This is a genomic window from Devosia albogilva, from assembly GCF_042685625.1.
Lineage (GTDB): Bacteria > Pseudomonadota > Alphaproteobacteria > Rhizobiales > Devosiaceae > Devosia > Devosia albogilva.
This window is the reverse complement of record NZ_JBHUNP010000001.1, coordinates 160,426-179,691: the sequence shown is the minus strand read 5'-3', so window position 1 is coordinate 179,691 and position 19,266 is coordinate 160,426. Positions and strand designations below refer to the sequence as shown.

18 protein-coding genes and 1 pseudogene are annotated in these 19,266 nt (G+C 62.9%); 18 read left to right on the top strand and 1 reads right to left on the bottom strand.

Going from position 1 to position 19,266, the window contains the following annotated elements; genetic code table 11:
- The gene (locus tag ACFSX5_RS00910) at nucleotides 1-504 is read right to left on the bottom strand and encodes an oxidoreductase (protein ID WP_386830894.1); all 504 of its coding nucleotides are present in this window, start codon (nucleotides 502-504) and stop codon (nucleotides 1-3) included.
- Nucleotides 505-705: 201 nt separating this feature from the next.
- Between ACFSX5_RS00910 and msrA the strand changes: the two genes are divergently transcribed.
- From msrA to ACFSX5_RS00820, 18 genes and pseudogenes are all read left to right on the top strand, one after another.
- Nucleotides 706-1,392: a peptide-methionine (S)-S-oxide reductase MsrA gene (gene msrA / locus ACFSX5_RS00905; protein WP_386830892.1), complete on the top strand. Its 687-nt coding sequence runs from the start codon at nucleotides 706-708 to the stop codon at nucleotides 1,390-1,392.
- A gap of 111 nt (nucleotides 1,393-1,503) precedes the next feature.
- Nucleotides 1,504-1,989: an outer membrane protein gene (locus ACFSX5_RS00900; protein ID WP_386830890.1), complete on the top strand. Its 486-nt coding sequence runs from the start codon at nucleotides 1,504-1,506 to the stop codon at nucleotides 1,987-1,989.
- Nucleotides 1,990-2,258: 269 nt separating this feature from the next.
- Nucleotides 2,259-2,831 carry an outer membrane protein gene (locus ACFSX5_RS00895; RefSeq protein WP_386830888.1) on the top strand — a complete coding sequence of 191 codons (573 nt, stop codon included), beginning with the start codon at nucleotides 2,259-2,261 and terminating at the stop codon, nucleotides 2,829-2,831.
- Nucleotides 2,832-3,180: 349 nt separating this feature from the next.
- A complete protein-coding gene (locus ACFSX5_RS00890) occupies nucleotides 3,181-3,546 on the top strand; it encodes an NADH-quinone oxidoreductase subunit A (protein ID WP_386830886.1) in 366 nt (121 codons plus the stop codon).
- Nucleotides 3,537-4,118 (top strand): NuoB/complex I 20 kDa subunit family protein, encoded by a 582-nt coding sequence (locus ACFSX5_RS00885; RefSeq protein ID WP_386830884.1) that lies wholly within the window; start codon nucleotides 3,537-3,539, stop codon nucleotides 4,116-4,118. The genes ACFSX5_RS00890 and ACFSX5_RS00885 overlap by 10 nt, the downstream gene beginning before the upstream one ends.
- Nucleotides 4,119-4,127: 9 nt before the next feature.
- Entirely contained in the window at nucleotides 4,128-4,745 is a 618-nt protein-coding gene (locus ACFSX5_RS00880) for an NADH-quinone oxidoreductase subunit C (RefSeq protein WP_386830882.1), read from the top strand.
- Nucleotides 4,742-5,938, top strand: coding sequence for an NADH-quinone oxidoreductase subunit D (locus tag ACFSX5_RS00875; protein ID WP_386830880.1), 1,197 nt, complete (start codon nucleotides 4,742-4,744; stop codon nucleotides 5,936-5,938). The genes ACFSX5_RS00880 and ACFSX5_RS00875 overlap by 4 nt, the downstream gene beginning before the upstream one ends.
- Nucleotides 5,938-6,771 (top strand): annotated as a pseudogene (nuoE, locus tag ACFSX5_RS19640) (NADH-quinone oxidoreductase subunit NuoE); the annotation flags it as partial. The gene ACFSX5_RS00875 and the pseudogene nuoE, both read left to right, overlap by 1 nt.
- Before the next feature lie 572 nt (nucleotides 6,772-7,343).
- Nucleotides 7,344-8,651, top strand: a complete 1,308-nt coding sequence (gene nuoF / locus ACFSX5_RS00865; protein ID WP_386830876.1) for an NADH-quinone oxidoreductase subunit NuoF — start codon at nucleotides 7,344-7,346, stop codon at nucleotides 8,649-8,651.
- 4 nt (nucleotides 8,652-8,655) lie between these two features.
- Nucleotides 8,656-10,722 carry an NADH-quinone oxidoreductase subunit NuoG gene (gene nuoG, locus ACFSX5_RS00860; RefSeq protein WP_386830874.1) on the top strand — a complete coding sequence of 689 codons (2,067 nt, stop codon included), beginning with the start codon at nucleotides 8,656-8,658 and terminating at the stop codon, nucleotides 10,720-10,722.
- A 9-nt stretch (nucleotides 10,723-10,731) separates the two neighbouring features.
- Nucleotides 10,732-11,829 (top strand): NADH-quinone oxidoreductase subunit NuoH, encoded by a 1,098-nt coding sequence (gene nuoH / locus ACFSX5_RS00855; RefSeq protein WP_386830872.1) that lies wholly within the window; start codon nucleotides 10,732-10,734, stop codon nucleotides 11,827-11,829.
- The gene (nuoI, locus tag ACFSX5_RS00850) at nucleotides 11,829-12,317 is read left to right on the top strand and encodes an NADH-quinone oxidoreductase subunit NuoI (RefSeq protein ID WP_386830871.1); all 489 of its coding nucleotides are present in this window, start codon (nucleotides 11,829-11,831) and stop codon (nucleotides 12,315-12,317) included. Before nuoH ends, nuoI begins: the two co-directional genes overlap by 1 nt.
- An 8-nt stretch (nucleotides 12,318-12,325) precedes the next feature.
- The gene (locus tag ACFSX5_RS00845) at nucleotides 12,326-12,934 is read left to right on the top strand and encodes an NADH-quinone oxidoreductase subunit J (RefSeq protein ID WP_386830869.1); all 609 of its coding nucleotides are present in this window, start codon (nucleotides 12,326-12,328) and stop codon (nucleotides 12,932-12,934) included.
- A 15-nt stretch (nucleotides 12,935-12,949) separates the two neighbouring features.
- The gene (nuoK, locus tag ACFSX5_RS00840; RefSeq protein ID WP_386835541.1) at nucleotides 12,950-13,258 is read left to right on the top strand and encodes an NADH-quinone oxidoreductase subunit NuoK; all 309 of its coding nucleotides are present in this window, start codon (nucleotides 12,950-12,952) and stop codon (nucleotides 13,256-13,258) included.
- Nucleotides 13,259-13,269: 11 nt separating this feature from the next.
- A complete protein-coding gene (gene nuoL / locus ACFSX5_RS00835) occupies nucleotides 13,270-15,402 on the top strand; it encodes an NADH-quinone oxidoreductase subunit L (RefSeq protein ID WP_386830867.1) in 2,133 nt (710 codons plus the stop codon).
- Nucleotides 15,402-16,976, top strand: coding sequence for an NADH-quinone oxidoreductase subunit M (locus ACFSX5_RS00830; protein ID WP_386830865.1), 1,575 nt, complete (start codon nucleotides 15,402-15,404; stop codon nucleotides 16,974-16,976). The genes nuoL and ACFSX5_RS00830 overlap by 1 nt, the downstream gene beginning before the upstream one ends.
- A 9-nt stretch (nucleotides 16,977-16,985) precedes the next feature.
- Nucleotides 16,986-18,431, top strand: a complete 1,446-nt coding sequence (nuoN, locus tag ACFSX5_RS00825) for an NADH-quinone oxidoreductase subunit NuoN (protein ID WP_386830863.1) — start codon at nucleotides 16,986-16,988, stop codon at nucleotides 18,429-18,431.
- A complete protein-coding gene (locus ACFSX5_RS00820; protein WP_386830861.1) occupies nucleotides 18,432-19,262 on the top strand; it encodes a biotin--[acetyl-CoA-carboxylase] ligase in 831 nt (276 codons plus the stop codon).
- Nucleotides 19,263-19,266: the final 4 nt, after the last annotated feature.

Genomic DNA, 19,266 nt, shown 5'->3' with positions numbered 1-19,266 from the left:
TCAGCGCACGATCAGCTCTGCGACCTGCCAGGCAGATCGGGCGAAATAGGTTTGGCTCTGCAAGTCGGGGGAGCTGTCGTAGGGATAGACGATGAAGAGGGGGCCCTTGTCGCGCACGGACATGAACTCGCCGTCTCGCTTGAGCGCCAGGATGACACCGAAGTCCTCGAAGTCGGAAACGGGTATCTCGGTGACATAGTCGTTGAGTGCCGTCGCCATGACGGTGTCGCCGGTGGCGCCAACAGCCTCCATCAGCTCCGTCATGAGCACGCCTTCGAACCGCGACACACCGTCGAACCACGGCGTTCTGGTCTCGATGGTCGTGTACATCATGGATTCCAGCATCGGTCGGTCGAACTGAGCCGTGCCGTCGACGTTGGAGGTGCCGATCTGACCGGAGATCACCAGGATCGGCGTCTCGGTGGGCGAGGGCAGGGATGCGGCCGAAGCCAGGCCGGGCCACAGGGCCAGCGCAAGAAGGATCAACGAAGCGAATTTGGTCATGGCAGCCGTTCTCGAGGTACCTCAGGCTGCCGGGTGCCCGCTAATGCGGGCTTAATTTATTGCCAGCAATGCCGCGCCCGCCGGTCACATCATCGGGATTTGCCTGCAGGATCCGCCGTAGCCGTCTTCATATCGGCGTGATGCGGATGACGTTCGCAAGGGCGCGGCGCCATATTAGTGGCACAGCCGGCGCAATGGAGGATGGTCATGCTGTCTCGGCGTGGTTTTGTTCTTGCTGTGGCGATGTTCGCTGCTGCCGGTCCGGTTCTGGCCCAGGAAAAGCCAGTCGAGATACCGCCTCCCAGCCAAGCAGCGGTTGAGTCTGGTGCAAGCGCCAAGGCCGTGCTTGCAGGCGGGTGCTTCTGGGGCGTGCAGGGCGTGTTCCAGCGCGTCAAAGGGGTGACGAGCGCCGTTTCTGGCTATTCCGGCGGGGCAGCCGAAACGGCGACTTATGAGCAGACCAATAGCGGCACCACCGGCCACGCCGAGACGGTGGAGATCACCTACGATCCGAGCGTCATCAGCTTCGGGGAACTGCTGCACATCTACTTCTCGGTCGCCCACAATCCCACGCAGCTGAACTACCAGGGCCCGGACCGCGGTACTCAGTACCGTTCGACGATCTTCGCCGTGACCGAGGAGCAGGCGGACTTCGCACGTCAGTACATCGCGGAGCTGGACGCGACCGGACGTTTCGAGGGGCCCATCGTCACCACCATTGAACCGTTCGAGGCATTTTACCCGGCTGAGCAGTACCACCAGGATTTTCTCACCCTCAATCCGACCTGGCCGTACATCTATATGCACGACCTGCCCAAGATAGAGGCTTTGCAGGCCCTGTTTCCTGAATACTACAGGAAGGATCCTGTCCTCGTCGGCAAGCTCTAGGCGGCGGAACCGCCCCTCGCGGCGCTCCGTTGATCCCTCGAATGCTGTTGGGAGACCCCAATGTTTGCTAGATCAGGACTGACAGCTTGGCTGCTCTTGAGCGGAGCGGCGATGGCTGCAGACCCAATCGGGGTCTCGACCAGCAGTTCTCCGATAGCGGTGCCGGTCCACGATCAGAACGGCTTCGACTGGGGCGGGTTCTACGCGGGCATTTTCGGCGGCGTTCGGAACGGCAGTGTCAGCGGCAGCCAGCCCACGTTCGGCATTCAGGCCGGCGTCAATGCCCAGTTCGACTTCTACCTTGTGGGCGCCGAGGTCGCGGTCGAGGGTCTGACCGGCGGTGTGGGCGAGACCAGCTATGGCCAGTTGCTCGGCAGGGCAGGCCTGGTCGCCACCGACGACGTCGTGATCTACGCCGCTGGCGGCTACGGAATCGATCTCGGCGCTCCCGCCGAGGAGGATGTGCTGCTCGGTGTCGGTGCCGAGATGGCCATCAGCGACAGCCTCTCCATCGAAGCCCAGTATCTGCGCAGCGTTCCTGTGGGCGGCGCAAATGCGTCCGACCAGTTCACGATCGGGACCAATTTCCACTTCTAGGAAGCTGCCTCAGGGCGCGATTCTAGTCGGGCTTGACGCTTAGCCACATTCCTGCCCAGATTGAGCCATTTCAGGGACTGGTTTACCACCCGCGTTCGCTGCATTTGTGTCAAATTGAGCCAAAGCCGCGGTAAGCATGCAACACCTGCCCCCAAATGGTCATGGATTCTTATCCGCACCGCCGAAATTGGTGGTCTACGGGGTTGTGTCGCGCGTTAGGGTGAGGCATCTACAGGCCGACTACGGTTAACTCTATGGGAGTGCAAGATATGTTTGTACGTTCGCTTTCTCTCGGCGTTGCTGCCGCTGCGCTGCTCGTTGGTGGTGCTCAGGCCGCTGACCTGATCATCCCGACCACCCCGCAGCCGATCTACGAAGCTGCCGGCTTCGATTGGGAAGGTCTCTATGTTGGTGCTCGCGTTGGTGGTCAGTTCACCGGCACCACCGCCTACGCCCTGTCCCCGGTCAGCACCACCTCCGGTGTGATCGGCGGCGTCGTCGGCGTGAACTTCATCCCGATGGACCCGCTCCTGCTCGGCGTTGAAGTCACCGGCGACTACATCTGGAACGGCACCACCTCTTCGGGTGAGTTCTTCGCCAACCTCAAGGCCGGTGCCGTCGTGACCGACGCCGCTCTGGTCTATGCCATCGGTGGCGTGGGCAACAACTGGACCGGTGCTGGCAGCACCTCCGTCTACCAGCTCGGTGCTGGCGTGGAATTCGCCGTGACCGACGCTGTCACCGTTCGCGGTGAAGTTGTTGGTCAGGGCGACTTCGACGGCGCTGCTGACTCGTTCTTCGAGTCGGCCAAGGCCACCGTCGGCGTGTTCTACCACTTCTAAGATTTGCAGTCGGGCAGGGCGCCAGCGCCCTGTCCTTCGTCTTGCAAACCCAATGCGGCGAACCGGAAACGGTTCGCCGTTTTGGTTTTTGGGCCATGTCGCGCTTTTGCGCCGAATGCCTGTCGGCGGTAACGAAAAGCAGCCAATTAAGTGGTGATCCGCAACGCCATTCCCAGAGTGCGGCTGCCACAATACTGATTGTTCTGGTCATATTTTCTTTCCCTTGAAACGCCTTGGGCAAAGGTCTAAGCCCAAGCCCATCACTCGTCGGGTTGGTTCGCGGCCCCAATCGCTGCGCAACTCACGCGACGCCCGGCCCTGCAGTGGGGCCCTCTGACTAGGCTGCCGCATGACTGATCTGCTCAGCGACTATCTGCCGATCGTGCTTTTCATCGGCTTGGCGGGGGTAATCGGCCTCGCGCTTCTGGTGGCTCCGTTCCTCGTTGCCGTGAAGCGTCCGGACCCGGACAAGGTCTCGGCGTTCGAGGCTGGCTTCGATGCCTTCGACGACGCCCGCATGAAGTTCGATGTCCGCTTCTACCTCGTGTCGATTCTGTTCATCATCTTCGACCTCGAAGTGGCGTTCCTGTTCCCCTGGGCCGTCGCCTTCCACGATATCGGGTGGTTCGGCTTCTGGTCGGTCATGATTTTCCTCGCCGTTCTCACGATCGGCTTCATCTATGAGTGGCGTAAGGGAGCGCTCGAATGGGATTGAGCCAGCCGAACCCCACGCTGGTCGCGCCGCGTCCGACCGGTGCGATCGACCCGCGGACCCACAAGCCCGTCGGTGCCGACGACCCGTTCTTCAACGAGGTATCGGACGAGTTAGCGGACAAGGGCTTTCTGGTCTCGACCTTGTCGCAGCTGGTCAACTGGGCACGTACCGGCTCGCTGATGTGGATGCAGACAGGTCTTGCCTGCTGCGCCGTCGAGATGATGCAGATGTCTATGCCGCGCTACGACGTCGAGCGCTTCGGCACAGCGCCGCGCGCCTCGCCGCGCCAATCCGACGTGCTCATCGTCGCCGGCACCTTGACCAACAAGATGGCGCCGGCACTGCGTCGGGTCTACGACCAGATGCCCGAGCCGCGCTACGTCATCTCCATGGGCAGTTGCGCCAATGGTGGCGGCTACTACCACTACTCCTATTCGGTGGTGCGGGGCTGCGATCGCATCCTGCCGGTGGACATCTATGTGCCCGGCTGCCCGCCGACGGCCGAAGCTCTTTTGTACGGCATCTTGTTGCTGCAGAAGAAAATTCGCCGCACCGGTACGATTGAACGCTAGGAAGGCGCCATGGCAGAGGCAACTGAGCTCGGTCCGCTCGCGGCGCTCGGCGAGCATATCGCTGGCGCCCTTGGTGCTGCAGTGCTGGCGACGGAATTCGCCTATGGCGAGTTGACGCTGACTGTCGCGCGCGAATCGATTGTCCAGGTGGTGACATTCCTGCGGGACGATCCGGCGTGCCGGTTCATCTCGTTCATCGACGTGTGCGGTGCGGACTATCCGGCTCGGGAAGAGCGCTTCGAGGTGATCTACCACTTCCTCAGCCCGCATTTGAACCAGCGCATTCGCGTGAAGCTGAGCACCGACGAGTTCACGCCGGTGCCGAGCATCACCGGAGTGTTCCGCGGTGCCGACTGGTTCGAGCGCGAAACCTACGACCTGTTCGGCGTGATGTTCTCGGGTCACCCGGATCTGCGTCGCATCCTGACCGACTACGGGTTCGACGGCCATCCGCTCCGGAAGGACTTCCCGATGACGGGCTTTGTCGAGGTTCGTTACGACGAATCGCGCAAGCGCGTGGTCTACGAGCCGGTGCGGCTGCTGCAGGAATTCCGCACATTCGACTACCTGTCGCCGTGGGAAGGCACCGACTACGTGCTGCCTGGCGACGAGAAGGCCAAGCAATGAGTGTAGCTGAAGCTGACGTTCGCAACTTCACCATCAATTTCGGGCCGGTGCACCCGTCGGCACACGGTGTGCTGCGCCTTATTCTCGAGCTCGATGGCGAGCTGGTCGAGCGCGTCGACCCGCATGTCGGCCTGTTGCATCGCGGCACCGAGAAGTTGATTGAGGCGAAGACCTACCTGCAGGCTCTGCCGTATTTCGACCGGCTCGACTATGTGGCGCCGATGAGTCAGGAGCATGCCTATGCCTTGGCGATCGAGAAGCTGCTTGGCATAACCGTGCCGAAGCGGGGTCAGCTGATCCGCGTTCTCTATGCCGAGATCAGCCGTCTGCTGGCTCACCTGATGAACGTCACCACCCAGGCGATGGACATCGGCGCGCTGACCCCGCCGCTCTGGGGGTTCGAGCAGCGCGAACAACTCATGATCTTTTATGAGCGTGCCTCGGGCGCGCGCCTGCACGCTGCCTATTTCCGTCCCGGCGGCGTGCACCAGGATCTGCCGCAGGACCTGATCGACGATATCGGCGCGTTCTGCGACACCTTCACCAAGGCGCTCAACGACATCGACATGCTGCTGACGGAGAACCGCATCTTCAAGCAGCGCAACGTCGATATCGGCGTGGTGAAGCTCGAGGATGCCTGGGGCATGGGCTTCTCTGGCGTGATGGTGCGCGGTTCGGGTGCGGCCTGGGACCTGCGCAAGTCGCAGCCCTACGAGTGCTATGCCGAACTAGATTTCGATATCCCGATCGGCAAGAACGGTGACTGCTACGACCGCTATCTCGTCCGCATGGAGGAGATGCGCCAGTCGACCCGCATCATGCGCCAGTGCGTCGAAAAGCTGAGCTCGGCGGAAGGGCAGGGGCCCATCTCCTCGCTCGATGGCAAGGTCGTGCCGCCGAAGCGCGGCGAGATGAAGCAGTCGATGGAAGCCCTGATCCATCATTTCAAGCTCTATACCGAAGGCTTCAAGGTGCCGGCCGGCGAGGTGTATGCCGCCGTCGAGGCGCCCAAGGGCGAGTTCGGCGTCTATCTGGTCAGCGACGGCACCAACAAGCCGTACCGTTGCCATATCCGCGCGCCGGGGTTCGCGCATCTGAGCGCCATGGATTTCCTGTGTCGTGGCCACATGTTGGCAGACGTGGCGGCGATCCTGGGTTCGCTCGATATCGTGTTCGGAGAGGTTGATCGCTGATGGTTGCGCGGCGCCTTGCGGACGAGTCGGTTCAGCCGGCGAGTTTCGCATTCAATGAAGAAAATCAGCGCTGGGCCGAGGGCAGGATCGCGCTCTATCCGGCCGGGCGACAGCAATCTGCAGTGATTCCTCTGCTCATGCGCGCACAGGAGCAGGAAGGCTGGGTGAGCCGTGCCGTGATCGAGAAGGTCGCGGAAATGCTCGGCATGGCCTACATCCGGGTGCTCGAAGTAGCGACCTTCTACACCCAGTTCCTGTTGCAGCCGGTCGGCACTCGCGCTCACGTGCAAGTGTGCGGCACAACGCCGTGCATGCTGCGCGGCGCCGGTGAGTTGATCGAGGTCTGCAAGAGCAAGATCCATCCCGAGCCCTTCAGCCGCACCGAGGACGGAGCGCTGAGCTGGGAGGAAGTCGAGTGTGCCGGTGCCTGTGTGAACGCACCTATGGTGACGATCTTCAAGGATACCTACGAAGACCTGACCCCACAGCGGCTTGAAGAGATTATCGACGCCTTCCACGCCGGGCGCGGAGATACCATTCGCCCTGGTACGCAGATTGAGCGGCTCAACTCCGCGCCGGAAGGTGGACGGGTGACTCTGCTCGAGCCGGCGACTGCCACCCGCGAGAAGTTCGTTCCCCCGCCGCCACCGCCCGAGACGGCAGCGCCGGCGGCGCCCGCTGCACCAGCACAAGCTGCCAAGCCGGCCCCGGCATCTGCTTCCCCTGCAGCAGCCGCGGCCGCTACTCCGACGGGACCAGGCGCGGCGCCCCAATCACCCACTACCAAGGGTCGTCCGAGCGACGTAAACGAAGAGGCGGCGCCCGCAGTAAAGGGGCCGGCACCTCAGGCCAAGGTCTCCGAGGAAAAGGCGGAAGCTGAGCAGCAGCGCTTCAAGGAAGGCGAACATGCCGATGGCAAGCCCAACGACGCCATGCGTCCGGGTGCGGTCGGTGCCGAGAGCGACGCTTCCAAGCTCGATGGCGGTCGCGCACCCGGCAAGCCGGTGAGCGAGGCTGCTTCGGATGCAGCATCGGGTGACCCGAAGCGAGAGGCGCCGGAGCCTGAAAAAGCCGTCCAGGCCGAGCCGGAAACCATCAACCCCATTCGGGAGCATGGTGGTGACGGACCGATTTTCACCGCTCCAGAGGGTAGCCCGGACGACCTGCGGCTGCTGACTGGCGTTGGTCCGGTGCTGGCGCAGCGGCTCAACGATCTCGGGATTACCAAGTGGAGCCAGGTCGCGGCGCTCACCCCCGAGGATTTCGCCGAGCTGGAAGAGCGGCTGAACATGAAGGGCCGGATCGCCCGCGAAAGCTGGCTGAAGCAGGCCGAGGTCCTCGTCCGTGGTGGCGAGGCAGAGTACATCCGCGTCTTCGGCAAGAAGTCGCGTTAGGAGTGTGAGAATTGCTCGCTGACAAGGATCGCATCTTCACCAATCTCTATGGCCACGGCGACTGGCGCCTGGAAGGCGCCCGCGCGCGTGGTGCCTGGGCTGGGACGAAGGAATTCATCGATTCCGGCCGCGACTGGATCACCAACGAGGTCAAGGCTTCGGGCTTGCGTGGCCGCGGCGGCGCAGGCTTCCCGACCGCCCTCAAGTGGACCTTCATGCCGAAGGTCTCCGACGGCCGTCCGCACTACCTGCTGGTCAATGCGGACGAGTCCGAGCCTGGTACCTGCAAGGACCGCGAAATCCTGCGTCACGATCCGCACCACCTGATCGAAGGCTGCCTGCTCGCGTCGCGTGCGATGGACGCTCATCTGGCGTTCATCTACGTGCGCGGTGAGTTCGTCCGCGAGCGCGAGCGGCTCGAGCACGCCGTTCAGGAAGCCTATGATGCCAAGCTGATCGGCAAGGACAACATCCACGGCTGGGACCTCGACATCATCGTCCACCACGGCGCCGGCGCCTATATCTGCGGCGAAGAAACCGCGCTGATGGAGTCGCTCGAGGGCAAGAAGGGCCAGCCGCGCCTGAAGCCGCCGTTCCCGGCAGGCATGGGCGTCTATGGCAACCCCACTACCGTCAACAACGTCGAGTCGATTGCCGTCGTACCGGAAATCCTGCGCCGGTCGGGCGCCTGGTTCTCCTCGATCGGTCGGCCGAACAACACCGGCACCAAGCTGTTCATGGTGTCGGGCCACGTCAACAAGCCGGCCACCTTCGAGGAAGCGCTGGGCGAGAGCTTCAAGGACATCATCGAAAAGCACTGTGGTGGCATCCGTGGCGGCTGGGACAATCTCCTGGCAGTGATCCCGGGCGGCGCATCCTGTCCGGTCGTCCGCGGCGAGGACATGATGACTGCCGTCATGGACTTCGACGGGTTGCGAGAGAAGAAGTCGTCCTTCGGTACTGGCGGCATGATCGTCATGGACAAGTCCACCGACATCATCCGCGCCATCTGGCGCATCGCCGCTTTCTTCAAGCACGAGAGCTGCGGCCAGTGCACCCCCTGCCGCGAAGGCACCGGCTGGATGATGCGCGTGATGGAGCGCATGGTTCAGGGCCGTGCTCAGAAGCGCGAGATCGACATGCTGTTCGAAGTCACCAAGCAGATCGAGGGCCACACCATCTGTGCGCTCGGCGACGCGGCAGCCTGGCCGATCCAGGGCCTGATCCGCAACTTCCGGGACGTCATCGAGGCTCGCATCGACCAGTATACCTGGTCATCCACCAGCGACGGCGCAGTTCCGTCGATCGCTGCGGAGTAGGTTCATGGCAAGCATCAAGGTCGACGGCCAACTTATCGAAGTTCCTGACTATTATACGCTGATGCAGGCGGCAGAAGCTGCCGGCGCCGAGATTCCGCGCTTCTGCTACCACGAGCGTCTGTCGGTGGCTGGCAACTGCCGCATGTGCCTCGTCGAGGTAAAAGGCGGGCCACCGAAGCCGCAGGCCTCCTGCGCGATGTCGGTCAAGGACTTGCGCCCCGGCCCGAACGGCGAACCGCCCGAGATGTTCACCAACACGCCGATGGTCAAAAAGGCCCGCGAAGGTGTGATGGAATTCCTGCTGATCAACCATCCGCTCGATTGCCCGATCTGCGATCAGGGCGGCGAGTGCGACCTGCAGGACCAGGCCATGGCCTATGGCGTGGACAAGAACCGCTTCGCAGAGAACAAGCGCGCCGTCGAGGACAAGTACCTCGGGCCGCTGGTGAAGACGTCGATGAACCGCTGCATCCACTGCACGCGGTGCGTCCGCTTCACCACTGAAGTCGCTGGCATTTCCGAAATGGGTCTGCTGGGTCGCGGCGAGGATGCCGAGATCACTTCCTATCTCGAGCGTGCGTTGACCAGCGAACTGCAGGGCAACGTGATCGACCTCTGCCCGGTCGGCGCGCTGACCAGCAAGCCTTACGCTTTCCATGCTCGTCCGTGGGAGCTGAACAAGACCGAGTCCATCGACGTCATGGACGCCGTTGGCTCGGCTATTCGGATCGACAGCCGCGGGCGCGAAGTGATGCGCATCCTGCCGCGCATCAACGAAGCAATCAACGAAGAGTGGATCAGCGACAAGACCCGCTTCGTCTGGGATGGTCTCAAGACGCAGCGGCTCGATCGCCCATATGTCCGTCGCAACCGCAAGTTGGCTGCCGCAAGCTGGGAAGAGGCGTTCTCCGCCGTTGCCAAGGCGGTGAAGAAGCCGGGCGCCCGCATCGGCGCCATCGCTGGCGATCTCGCCGGTGTGGAAGAAATGTTCGCGCTGAAGTCGCTGCTGGCGTCGCTCGGCTCGTCGAACATCGATGCGCGTCGTCCCGGCTCTGCGTTGTCGCCGGCCGCGGGACGCGCCAGCTACATCTTCAATCCCACGATTGCCGGCATTGAAGAAGCTGATGCCATCCTGCTGATCGGCACCAATCCCCGCCGTGAGGCGTCGGTGCTGAATGCTCGCATCCGCAAGGTGTGGCGTGCGACCGGGCTGCCGATCGGGCTCATCGGCGAGCCTGCCGATCTGACCTATCCTGCCATCCACCTCGGTGCCGGTGTGGACACGCTTTCGGAACTGGCCGCTGGACGCGGCGAGTTCGCCGAGCTGTGGTCCACCGCCAAGCGCCCGCTGGTGATCGTTGGCGAAGGTGGTGCTACCGGTGACGTGTTGTCGCTCGCCGCCAAGGTCGCGACTTCCAACACCGAGATCGAAGACGGCTGGAACGGCTTTGCCGTTCTGCACAATGCTGCTGGGCGCGTCGGTGCGCTCGACATCGGCTTTGTGCCGGGGCAGGGGGGGGCCGATACTGCGGCCATGCTGTCCGGTGGAGCCGACGTGCTGTTCCTGCTCGGGGCGGATGAGTACGACCTGTCGGGTCTGGGTGACACGCTGGTCGTCTACATCGGCACTCACGGCGATGCTGGTGCGAACCGCGCCGACATCATCCTGCCGGCAGCAGCCTACACGGAAAAGAGCGCGACCTATGTGAACACCGAGGGCCGTGTCCAGGTGACCACCCGTGCCGTGTTCCCGCCCGGCGAGGCCAAGGAAGACTGGGCAGTCATTCGTGCCCTGTCTGCCGTGGTCGGCCAGACTCTGCCGTTCAACTCGCTGGCACAGTTGCGCTCGGCGATGTACGCGCAGTACCCACACCTGGCGCGGCTGGATACTGTGGTCCAAGCGGATGCACGGGACGTGACCCGCCTGGCGGGTGCCTCTTCGATGGCCCGCGCGGCCAGCTTCACCAGCCCGGTGACCGACTTCTATCTGACCAATCCCATCGCGCGCGCTTCCGCCGTGATGGCCGACTGTTCGGCCCTGCAGGCCGGCCTGCGGCAAGCGGCGGAGTAGGGGAGCACAATGGACTTTATCGTCACCGCCCTCGACTATCTGCTGGGCATTCCGTTCCTCGGACTTGGCGTTCAGGTGGGCTTCATCTGGAAGGCGCTAGCTCTGCTGGTGGCGCTGCTGCTGTTCACCGCGTTCATCCTGCTTGCTGACCGCAAGGTCTGGGCTGCGGTGCAGATCCGGCGCGGCCCCAACGTCGTTGGACCGTTCGGTCTGTTACAGAGCTTTGCCGACCTGCTGAAGTTCGCCGTCAAGGAAGCGGTGATCCCCGCAGGCGCCGACAAGGTGCTGTTCATTCTGGCGCCGCTGATCACGGCAACGCTGGCGCTCGCCGGCTGGGCGATCATCCCGCTCGATGCAGGTTGGGCCATGGCGGACATCAATCTCGGTGTGCTGTACCTGCTCGCGATATCCTCGCTCGGGGTCTACGGCGTGATCATCGGTGGCTGGGCCTCCAACTCGAAGTACCCCTTCCTGGGTTCGCTTCGTTCCGCCGCGCAGATGGTGTCCTACGAAGTCTCCATCGGCCTCGTAATCATTACGGTGCTGCTTTGCGTCGGTTCGCTGAACCTGACCGAGATCGTCGTCGCGCAGCAGGAGATGGGACTGGCGCACATGCTCGGCGTGCCGTGGCTCAGCTTCCTGAACTGGTTCTGGTTGCCGCTGTTCCCGATGTTCATTGTGTTCTACATCTCGGCCCTTGCCGAGACGAACCGGCCGCCGTTCGACCTTGCCGAAGGTGAGTCCGAGCTGGTTGCCGGCTTCATGACCGAGTACTCGGCGACGCCGTACATGCTGTTCATGCTGGGCGAGTACATCTCGATCCTGCTGATGTGCGCCATGACGACCATCCTGTTCCTGGGCGGCTGGGCTGCGCCGATCGATCTGCCGCCCTTCACCTGGATTCCGGGTGTGGTGTGGTTCGTCCTCAAACTCTCGATCGTCTTCTTCTTCTTCGCGATGACGAAGTCGATCGTTCCCCGCTACCGCTATGACCAGCTCATGCGGATCGGCTGGAAGCTGTTCCTGCCGCTGTCCCTGGTCATGGTTGTGGTCGTTGCTTTCGTCCTCAAGCTCACGGGCTGGGGTTGGCATGGAGGTGTCGCCTGATGCGAGCCCGCCAGTTCATCAATACGCTCCTGTTGCAGGAACTCTTCGTGGGCTTCTTCTTGGCGATGAAGTACTTCTTCGCCCCGAAGCCCACGGTGAACTATCCGTTCGAGAAGGGGCCGGTGTCGCCCCGCTTCCGCGGCGAGCACGCCTTGCGTCGTTATCCCAATGGGGAAGAACGCTGCATCGCCTGCAAGCTGTGCGAGGCCATCTGCCCGGCTCAGGCCATCACCATCGAAGCCGGCCCGCGCCAGAACGACGGCACTCGCCGGACGGTGCGCTACGACATCGACATGGTGAAGTGCATCTATTGCGGCTTCTGCCAGGAAGCCTGCCCGGTCGATGCCATCGTGGAAGGCCCGAACTTCGAATTCGCCACCGAGACGCGCGAGGAGCTCTATTTCTCCAAGGAGAAACTGCTCGCCAACGGCGACCGCTGGGAGCGCGAGATCGCTGCCCAAATCGCCGCTGACGCCCCTTACCGCTGAGAGCAAGCATGACCCTTCCGCTCTTCTTCTTCTATCTGTTCTCGGCAGTGGCCATCGCTTCGGCGGTCATGGTCATCTCGGCGCGCAATCCCGTGCACGCCGTGCTGTTCCTGATTCTGGCCTTCTTCAACGCCGCGGGGCTGTTCATGCTCGCGGGGGCGGAATTCCTCGCCCTGCTGCTGATCGTTGTCTATGTGGGCGCCGTAGCGGTCCTGTTCCTGTTCGTCGTCATGATGCTGGACGTGGACTTTGCCTCGCTCAAGCAGGGCTTCTTGCAGTATGCCCCCATCGGGGTCGTCGTTGGGGCGATTCTGCTGCTCGAGTTGTTGCTGCTGGCCGGGACCTTCGTGGTCTCGCCTGAAGCGGCGGCCGCATCGGCACTGCCGATAAGCGATGGCGTCGACAACATGCGGGCGCTGGGGCTGGTGCTCTACACGCGCTACGTATTCCTGTTCCAGGGGGCAGGCGCTGTTCTGCTGGTGGCCATGATCGGTGCCATCGTGCTGACCCTGCGCCATCGCAGCAACGCCAAGCGGCAAAACCCCATCGAGCAGGTGGCGCGTCAGCGCTCCGAGACGCTGGAAGTCGTCAAGGTCAAGAGCGGTCACGGATTGTAGGAGGCAAGAATGGGCTTGGGTATCGGGCTCGGTCACTACCTGACCGTGGCAGCCATTCTGTTCACGCTCGGCGTGTTCGGTATTTTCATCAATCGCAAGAACATCATCGTCATTCTGATGTCGGTCGAACTGCTACTGCTGGCGGTGAACCTGAACCTCGTCGCGTTCAGCGCCGAGCTGAGCGATTTGCAGGGCCAGGTGTTTGCGCTTCTGATCCTCACGGTTGCGGCGGCTGAAGCTGCGATCGGCTTGGCAATCCTGGTGATCTTCTATCGCAGCCGCGGCACCATCGCGGTTGAAGACGTCAACTCACTGAAGGGCTGAGAAGCAGCGCTATGATCATTCAGGCGATCGTTTTCCTGCCCCTGGTGGGGGCGCTCATTGCAGGCCTTCTGGGCCGCAGCATCGGCCATCGGCCGAGCGAGTTCATCACTACTGGCCTGCTAATCATCGCGGCAGTGCTGAGCTGGGTGGTGTTCATCCCCGTGGCCTTCGGTGGCGGTCTTGTAGGAGCCGAGACGGACGGCCACACCGCCGTGCTCAAGGTCGAGGTGATGCGCTGGATTCAGGTCGGCGAGATGGACCTGCGCTGGATCCTGCGCGTGGATACGCTCACTGCCATCATGCTGGTGGTGGTCAACACCGTCTCGGCGTTGGTGCACCTCTACTCCATCGGCTACATGAACGAAGACCCGCACCGTTCGCGCTTCTTCGCGTATCTGTCGCTGTTCACGTTCGCCATGCTGATGCTGGTGACGGCCGACAACTTCCTGCAGATGTTCTTTGGCTGGGAAGGAGTGGGACTGGCGTCCTACCTGCTGATCGGCTTCTGGTACACGCGTCCTTCCGCCAACGCTGCGGCGATGAAGGCGTTCGTGGTCAACCGCGTCGGCGACTTCGGTTTCCTCCTGGGCATCTTCGGTGCCTTCTTCGTCCTGGGCCATATCGACTTCGATAGCGCCTTTCAGGCGGCTGAAGGCTTCGCACAGACCGGCCTTCCGGTGTTCCGCTTCCTTGCCTGGGAAGTCGACGCCATGACCGTGATTTGCCTGCTGCTGTTCATGGGCGCGATGGGCAAGTCCGCGCAGTTCCTGCTGCACACCTGGCTTCCGGATGCGATGGAAGGCCCAACACCGGTGTCGGCCCTGATCCATGCTGCGACCATGGTGACCGCTGGTGTCTTCATGGTGGCGCGCCTGTCGCCGCTGTTCGAGACCTCGCCGGTGGCGCTCACTGTCGTGATCATCATCGGTGCGATCACCGCATTCTTCGCGGCGACCATCGGCCTCGTGCAGAACGACATCAAGCGCGTGATCGCCTACTCGACCTGTTCGCAGCTCGGCTACATGTTCGTGGCGCTTGGGGCAGGGGCTTACTCGGCAGGCGTTTTCCACCTGTTCACCCACGCTTTCTTCAAGGCGCTGCTGTTCCTTGGCGCCGGCTCGGTCATTCACGCGATGCACCATGAGCAGGACATGCGGAACATGGGTGGCCTCAGGAAGAAGATCCCGATCACCTACGCCATGATGCTGATCGGCACCTTAGCGCTGACCGGCGTCGGCATCCCAGGCACGAGCCTCGGCTTCGCCGGCTTCTTCTCCAAGGACTCGATCATCGAGGCGGCCTACGCCGTCGGCGGCAATCTGGGCATGTTCGCCTTCTGGCTGCTGGTTGTGGCCGCCGTGCTGACGAGCTTCTACTCCTGGCGTCTGGTGCACCTGACGTTCCACGGCTCCCCGCGGGACGCTCACCACGATCACTCCGGTCCGCATCCGAGCGCGGCGCATGCCGCCCCGGAGACGCACCAGGAGCCGATCGACGACAGCAACGCCGATCACGCACATGCCGCGCACGCTCACGATGATCACGGTCACGGCCACCACGGCTCGGCCTACGACAATGCACACGAGTCACCGAACGTGATGCTGGTGCCGTTGTATGTCCTGGCTGCCGGTGCCGTGCTGGCAGGTGCGGTGTTCTACGGGATGTTCTTCCACGACGTTGAGCACATCGAGCACTTCTTCGCTGGTTCCATCGTGGTGGACCACGAAATCATCGAGGCGGCTCACCACGTGCCCCTGTGGGTGAAGTGGAGCGCCACGATCGCGATGATCATCGGCTTCGTGACCGCCTGGTACATGTATATCCGTCGTCCGGACGTACCCGGCCGGCTGGCTGCCGCGAACCAGGGCCTCTACAAGTTCCTGCTCAACAAGTGGTACTTCGACGAGCTGTACAACACGATCTTCGTGAAGCCCGCGCTTTGGGTCGGTCGCGCCTTCTGGCATGGCTTTGATGACGCGCTGGTCGACAAGACCCTCACCGAGGGGCTCGGCCGCCGCGTCCAGAACGTCACGTCCTGGGTTGTGAAGCTCCAGTCGGGATACCTCTACCACTATGCCTTCGCCATGCTGATCGGCATCGCGGCGCTGCTGACCTGGGCCATCTCGGCCGGGGGACTGATCTGATGACGTTCGACAACACCATCCTGTCCATCCTGACCTGGCTGCCCCTCCTTGGCGCAGCCGTGCTGATGGTCACTCCCCGGTCCGCCGTGAACGCTATCCGCTGGATGGCGCTGATCGTCACGCTGATCGTCTTCGCGCTATCGCTGGCGCTGTGGCAGAGCTTCGATCCGAGCAACCCGGGCTTCCAGTTCGTCGTCAACATCCCCTGGATCGGCGACAACATCGGCTATCGCGTTGGTGTAGACGGCATTTCGGTGCTGTTCGTCGTGCTCTCGGCGCTGCTGATGCCGGCAGCGATCCTTGCGAGTTGGGGCTCGGTCGAGGAGCGGGTGAAGGAATACATGATCGTATTCCTGATCCTCGAGACCCTCATGATCGGCGTGTTTACCACGCTCGATCTGGCGATGTTCTATGTCTTCTTCGAAGGCACGCTGCTGCCGATGTTCCTGATCATCGGCATCTGGGGCGGCTCGGCGCGTATCCAGGCGGCGTACAAGTTCTTCTTCTACACCTTCGTCGGCTCGGTGCTGATGCTGGTGGCGATGATGGCCATGTACTGGAACGCCGGTACGACCGACATCATGCGGCTGCTCACACACGACTTCCCGTCCTCGTGGGAGCCGTGGCTGTGGTGGGCCTTCTTCCTGTCGCTGGCCGTGAAGATGCCGATGTGGCCGCTGCACCGCTGGCTGCCGGAAGCACACGTGCAGGCGCCGACCGCAGGTTCGGTCATCCTCGCCGCGATCCTGCTGAAGCTCGGTGGCTACGGTTTCCTGCGCTTCAGCCTGCCGATGTTCCCGGAAGCGTCGGCGCAGTTCGCCAACGTGATCTTCTTCCTGTCGGTCGCCGCGATCATCATCACCTCGCTGGTGGCGTTGGTGCAGACCGATATCAAGAAGCTGATCGCCTACTCGTCGGTGGCGCATATGGGCTTCGTGACCATGGGCATCTTTGCGGGCAACGCGCTCGGTATTCAGGGTGCCATGTTCCAGATGCTGTCGCACGGCATCGTGTCTGGTGCGCTGTTCCTGTGTGTCGGCGTGATCTACGACCGCATGCACACCCGCGACATCGCCGCCTATGGTGGTCTGGTGGAGCGGATGCCGCGCTATGCTTTCGCCTTCATGGTCTTCACCATGGCCAATGTCGGCCTGCCCGGCACGTCCGGTTTTGTCGGTGAGTTCCTGACCATGATGGGCGTGTTCCAGGTGAACACCTGGGTGGCCTTTGCAGCGGCAATTGGTGTCATTCTGTCAGCGGCTTACGCGCTTTGGTTGTATCGCCGAGTCATCTTCGGTGCGCTGACCAAGGAAAGCCTCAGGGGCATCCTCGACCTCGACCTCAAGGAAAAGGTCGTCCTGTATCCGCTGCTCGTGCTGACCATCGTCTTCGGCTTCTACCCCATGCCGATCCTCGACACGACGGCTGCGGCCGTGGACAACCTCGTCGCGCAGTATAGCGCCGCCACCGGTGCGGACCCCGCCGTCGCGATGGCGGATGCGCAGGCAGAACTCGTTTATGTAGCGCCGGAAGCCGGGGCTGCCGCCGAAGCAGCCCAGCCGGCTGCACACTAGGAGAGCAAGGTGAACTCAGACGTTATTGATTTCGCGAGCCTCGCTCCCGCTTACCCCGAACTGGTGGTCGCGGTGGGTGCCCTGGTGCTGCTGCTCCTGGGCGTCGTGATCAACAAGGAACGCTCCACCGTTGTCAGCCTGGCGGCAGTTGTTGTGCTGGTTTTGGCGGGAATCGTTCTGCTTTTCGTTCCCGCCGAAGGCGTGTTGTTCAACGGCGTGTTCATCAATGACAGCCTTGCGCGCTTCATGAAGGTGCTGGTGCTGGGCGGCTCGGCTTTCGCGCTGCTGCTGGCGCTGCCGCAAGCCGAGGAGTACGGCACCCACAAGTACGAGTTCTCGGTGCTGGTGGTGTTGTCGACGCTCGGCATGATGGCCATGGTGTCGGCCAACGACCTGATGAGTCTCTATGTCGGTCTCGAGCTGCAGTCGCTGGCTGCCTATGTGCTCGCCTCGATCAAGCGCGACGATAGCCGCTCGACGGAAGCGGGCCTCAAGTACTTCGTGCTGGGTGCGCTGTCCTCGGGCATCCTGCTCTACGGGGCATCGCTGGTCTACGGTTTTACCGGGCACACCAACCTGCAGGAGATCGTTCTGGCGATCGCCGGTGAAGGCCGCTCGATCGGGCTGATCTTCGGCGTGGTGTTCCTGCTAGCAGGCGTCGCCTTCAAGCTCTCGGCCGTGCCGTTCCACATGTGGACGCCGGACGTCTATGAGGGCGCACCGACTCCGGTCACCGCCTTTTTCGCCATGGCGCCGAAGGTCGCGGCGATGACGCTGATGATCCGCCTCGTGATCGAAGCGTTCGAGCCGATCACCCGGGACTGGCAGCAGATCATCATCTTCCTCTCGATCGCTTCCATGGTGCTCGCCGCGTTCGCGGCCATCGGGCAGCGCTCGATCAAGCGCCTGATTGCGTACTCCTCGATCGGCCATGTCGGCTTCGCCCTCGTGGGCTTGTCGTCCGGCACGCAGGTCGGTGTGGAAGGCGTCGCCATCTACATGGCGATCTACGTCGCCATGACCTTTGGCCTGTTCGCCTGCCTCCTGTCGCTTCGTACTGAAGTGGGACCGGTGGAAACCGTCGATGATCTCGCCGGTGCGGCGCAGACCCGGCCGTTCTCGGCCGCCATCATGGCCATCCTGATGTTCTCGCTGATCGGTATGCCGCCGCTCGCTGGGTTCTTTGCCAAGTGGCACGCCTTCCTCGCGGCGGTTGACGCACAGCTTTACCTGCTGGCAGTGATCGGCGTACTCGCCTCGGCCGTCAGCGCCTTCTACTACCTGCGGGTGGTGAAGGTGATGTATTTCGACCAGCCGGTGCGGACGTTCCAAGCGGTGCCGGCGGAGCTGAACATCATCATGGGGCTGAGCGGCTTCCTGATCGTCACCTACTACTTCACCGTGGGTGCGCCTCTTGCCAACCTGGCGCATACCGCGGCCGGAAGCCTGTTCTAGGTGACAGGCTTCGAGCTCGGCGCCAAGGCTCGTGCAGCCGGATACCGGCTGCAGGCCCAGGACAGCATCGGCTCCACCAATGCCGAAGCGCTGTCGGCCGCAGCGGGCGGCGATCCCGGGGGATTGTGGGTGGTTGCGCGCCAGCAGACCGCCGGACGTGGACGAAGAGGGCGACCCTGGTCGAGCCCACACGGCAATCTCGCTGCATCGTTGCTGCTGCTGCCTGACGCGGATCCTTCGGTCTCAGCCACGCTGGGGTTCGTGGCAGGGGTGGCCCTGAGCCGTGCCCTGGCAACCGTGCTGCCCAAGGGGCTCGTTCGCATCGGCATCGATGGGGCAGATGCTGCGGATGGTTCAGGTCGCGTGGCGCTGAAGTGGCCCAATGACGTGCTGGCGGATGGAGCCAAGCTTGCCGGTATTCTGCTCGAGGCCGGCAAGGCAGCGGACGGGCGGCAAGCTGTGGTCGTGGGGATCGGCATCAATGTGGTGGCAGCGCCCGAGGGGCTGCCATACCCGGCCACCAGCATAGCGGCACTCGGGGTCAGCCGGACCGCCGAACAGGTTTTCGAGGTGCTGAGCGACACCTGGGTTGAAGCTTTCGCGCTCTGGAACGAGGGGAGCGGTGTTGCCGCTGTGCTCGAGCAGTGGCGCGGCGCGGCTGCTGGGATCGGAGCGCCCGTGGCAGTTACTCAGGACGGCCAGACCGTTCGTGGGATTTTCGAGACGATAGATGAGGCGGGGCGACTGATCGTCCGGGCCAACGACAACCGTCGCATCGCGATCACCGCGGGCGACGTGCATTTTGGGGCAACGGCCAGCGCCCGAAGCTGACCAC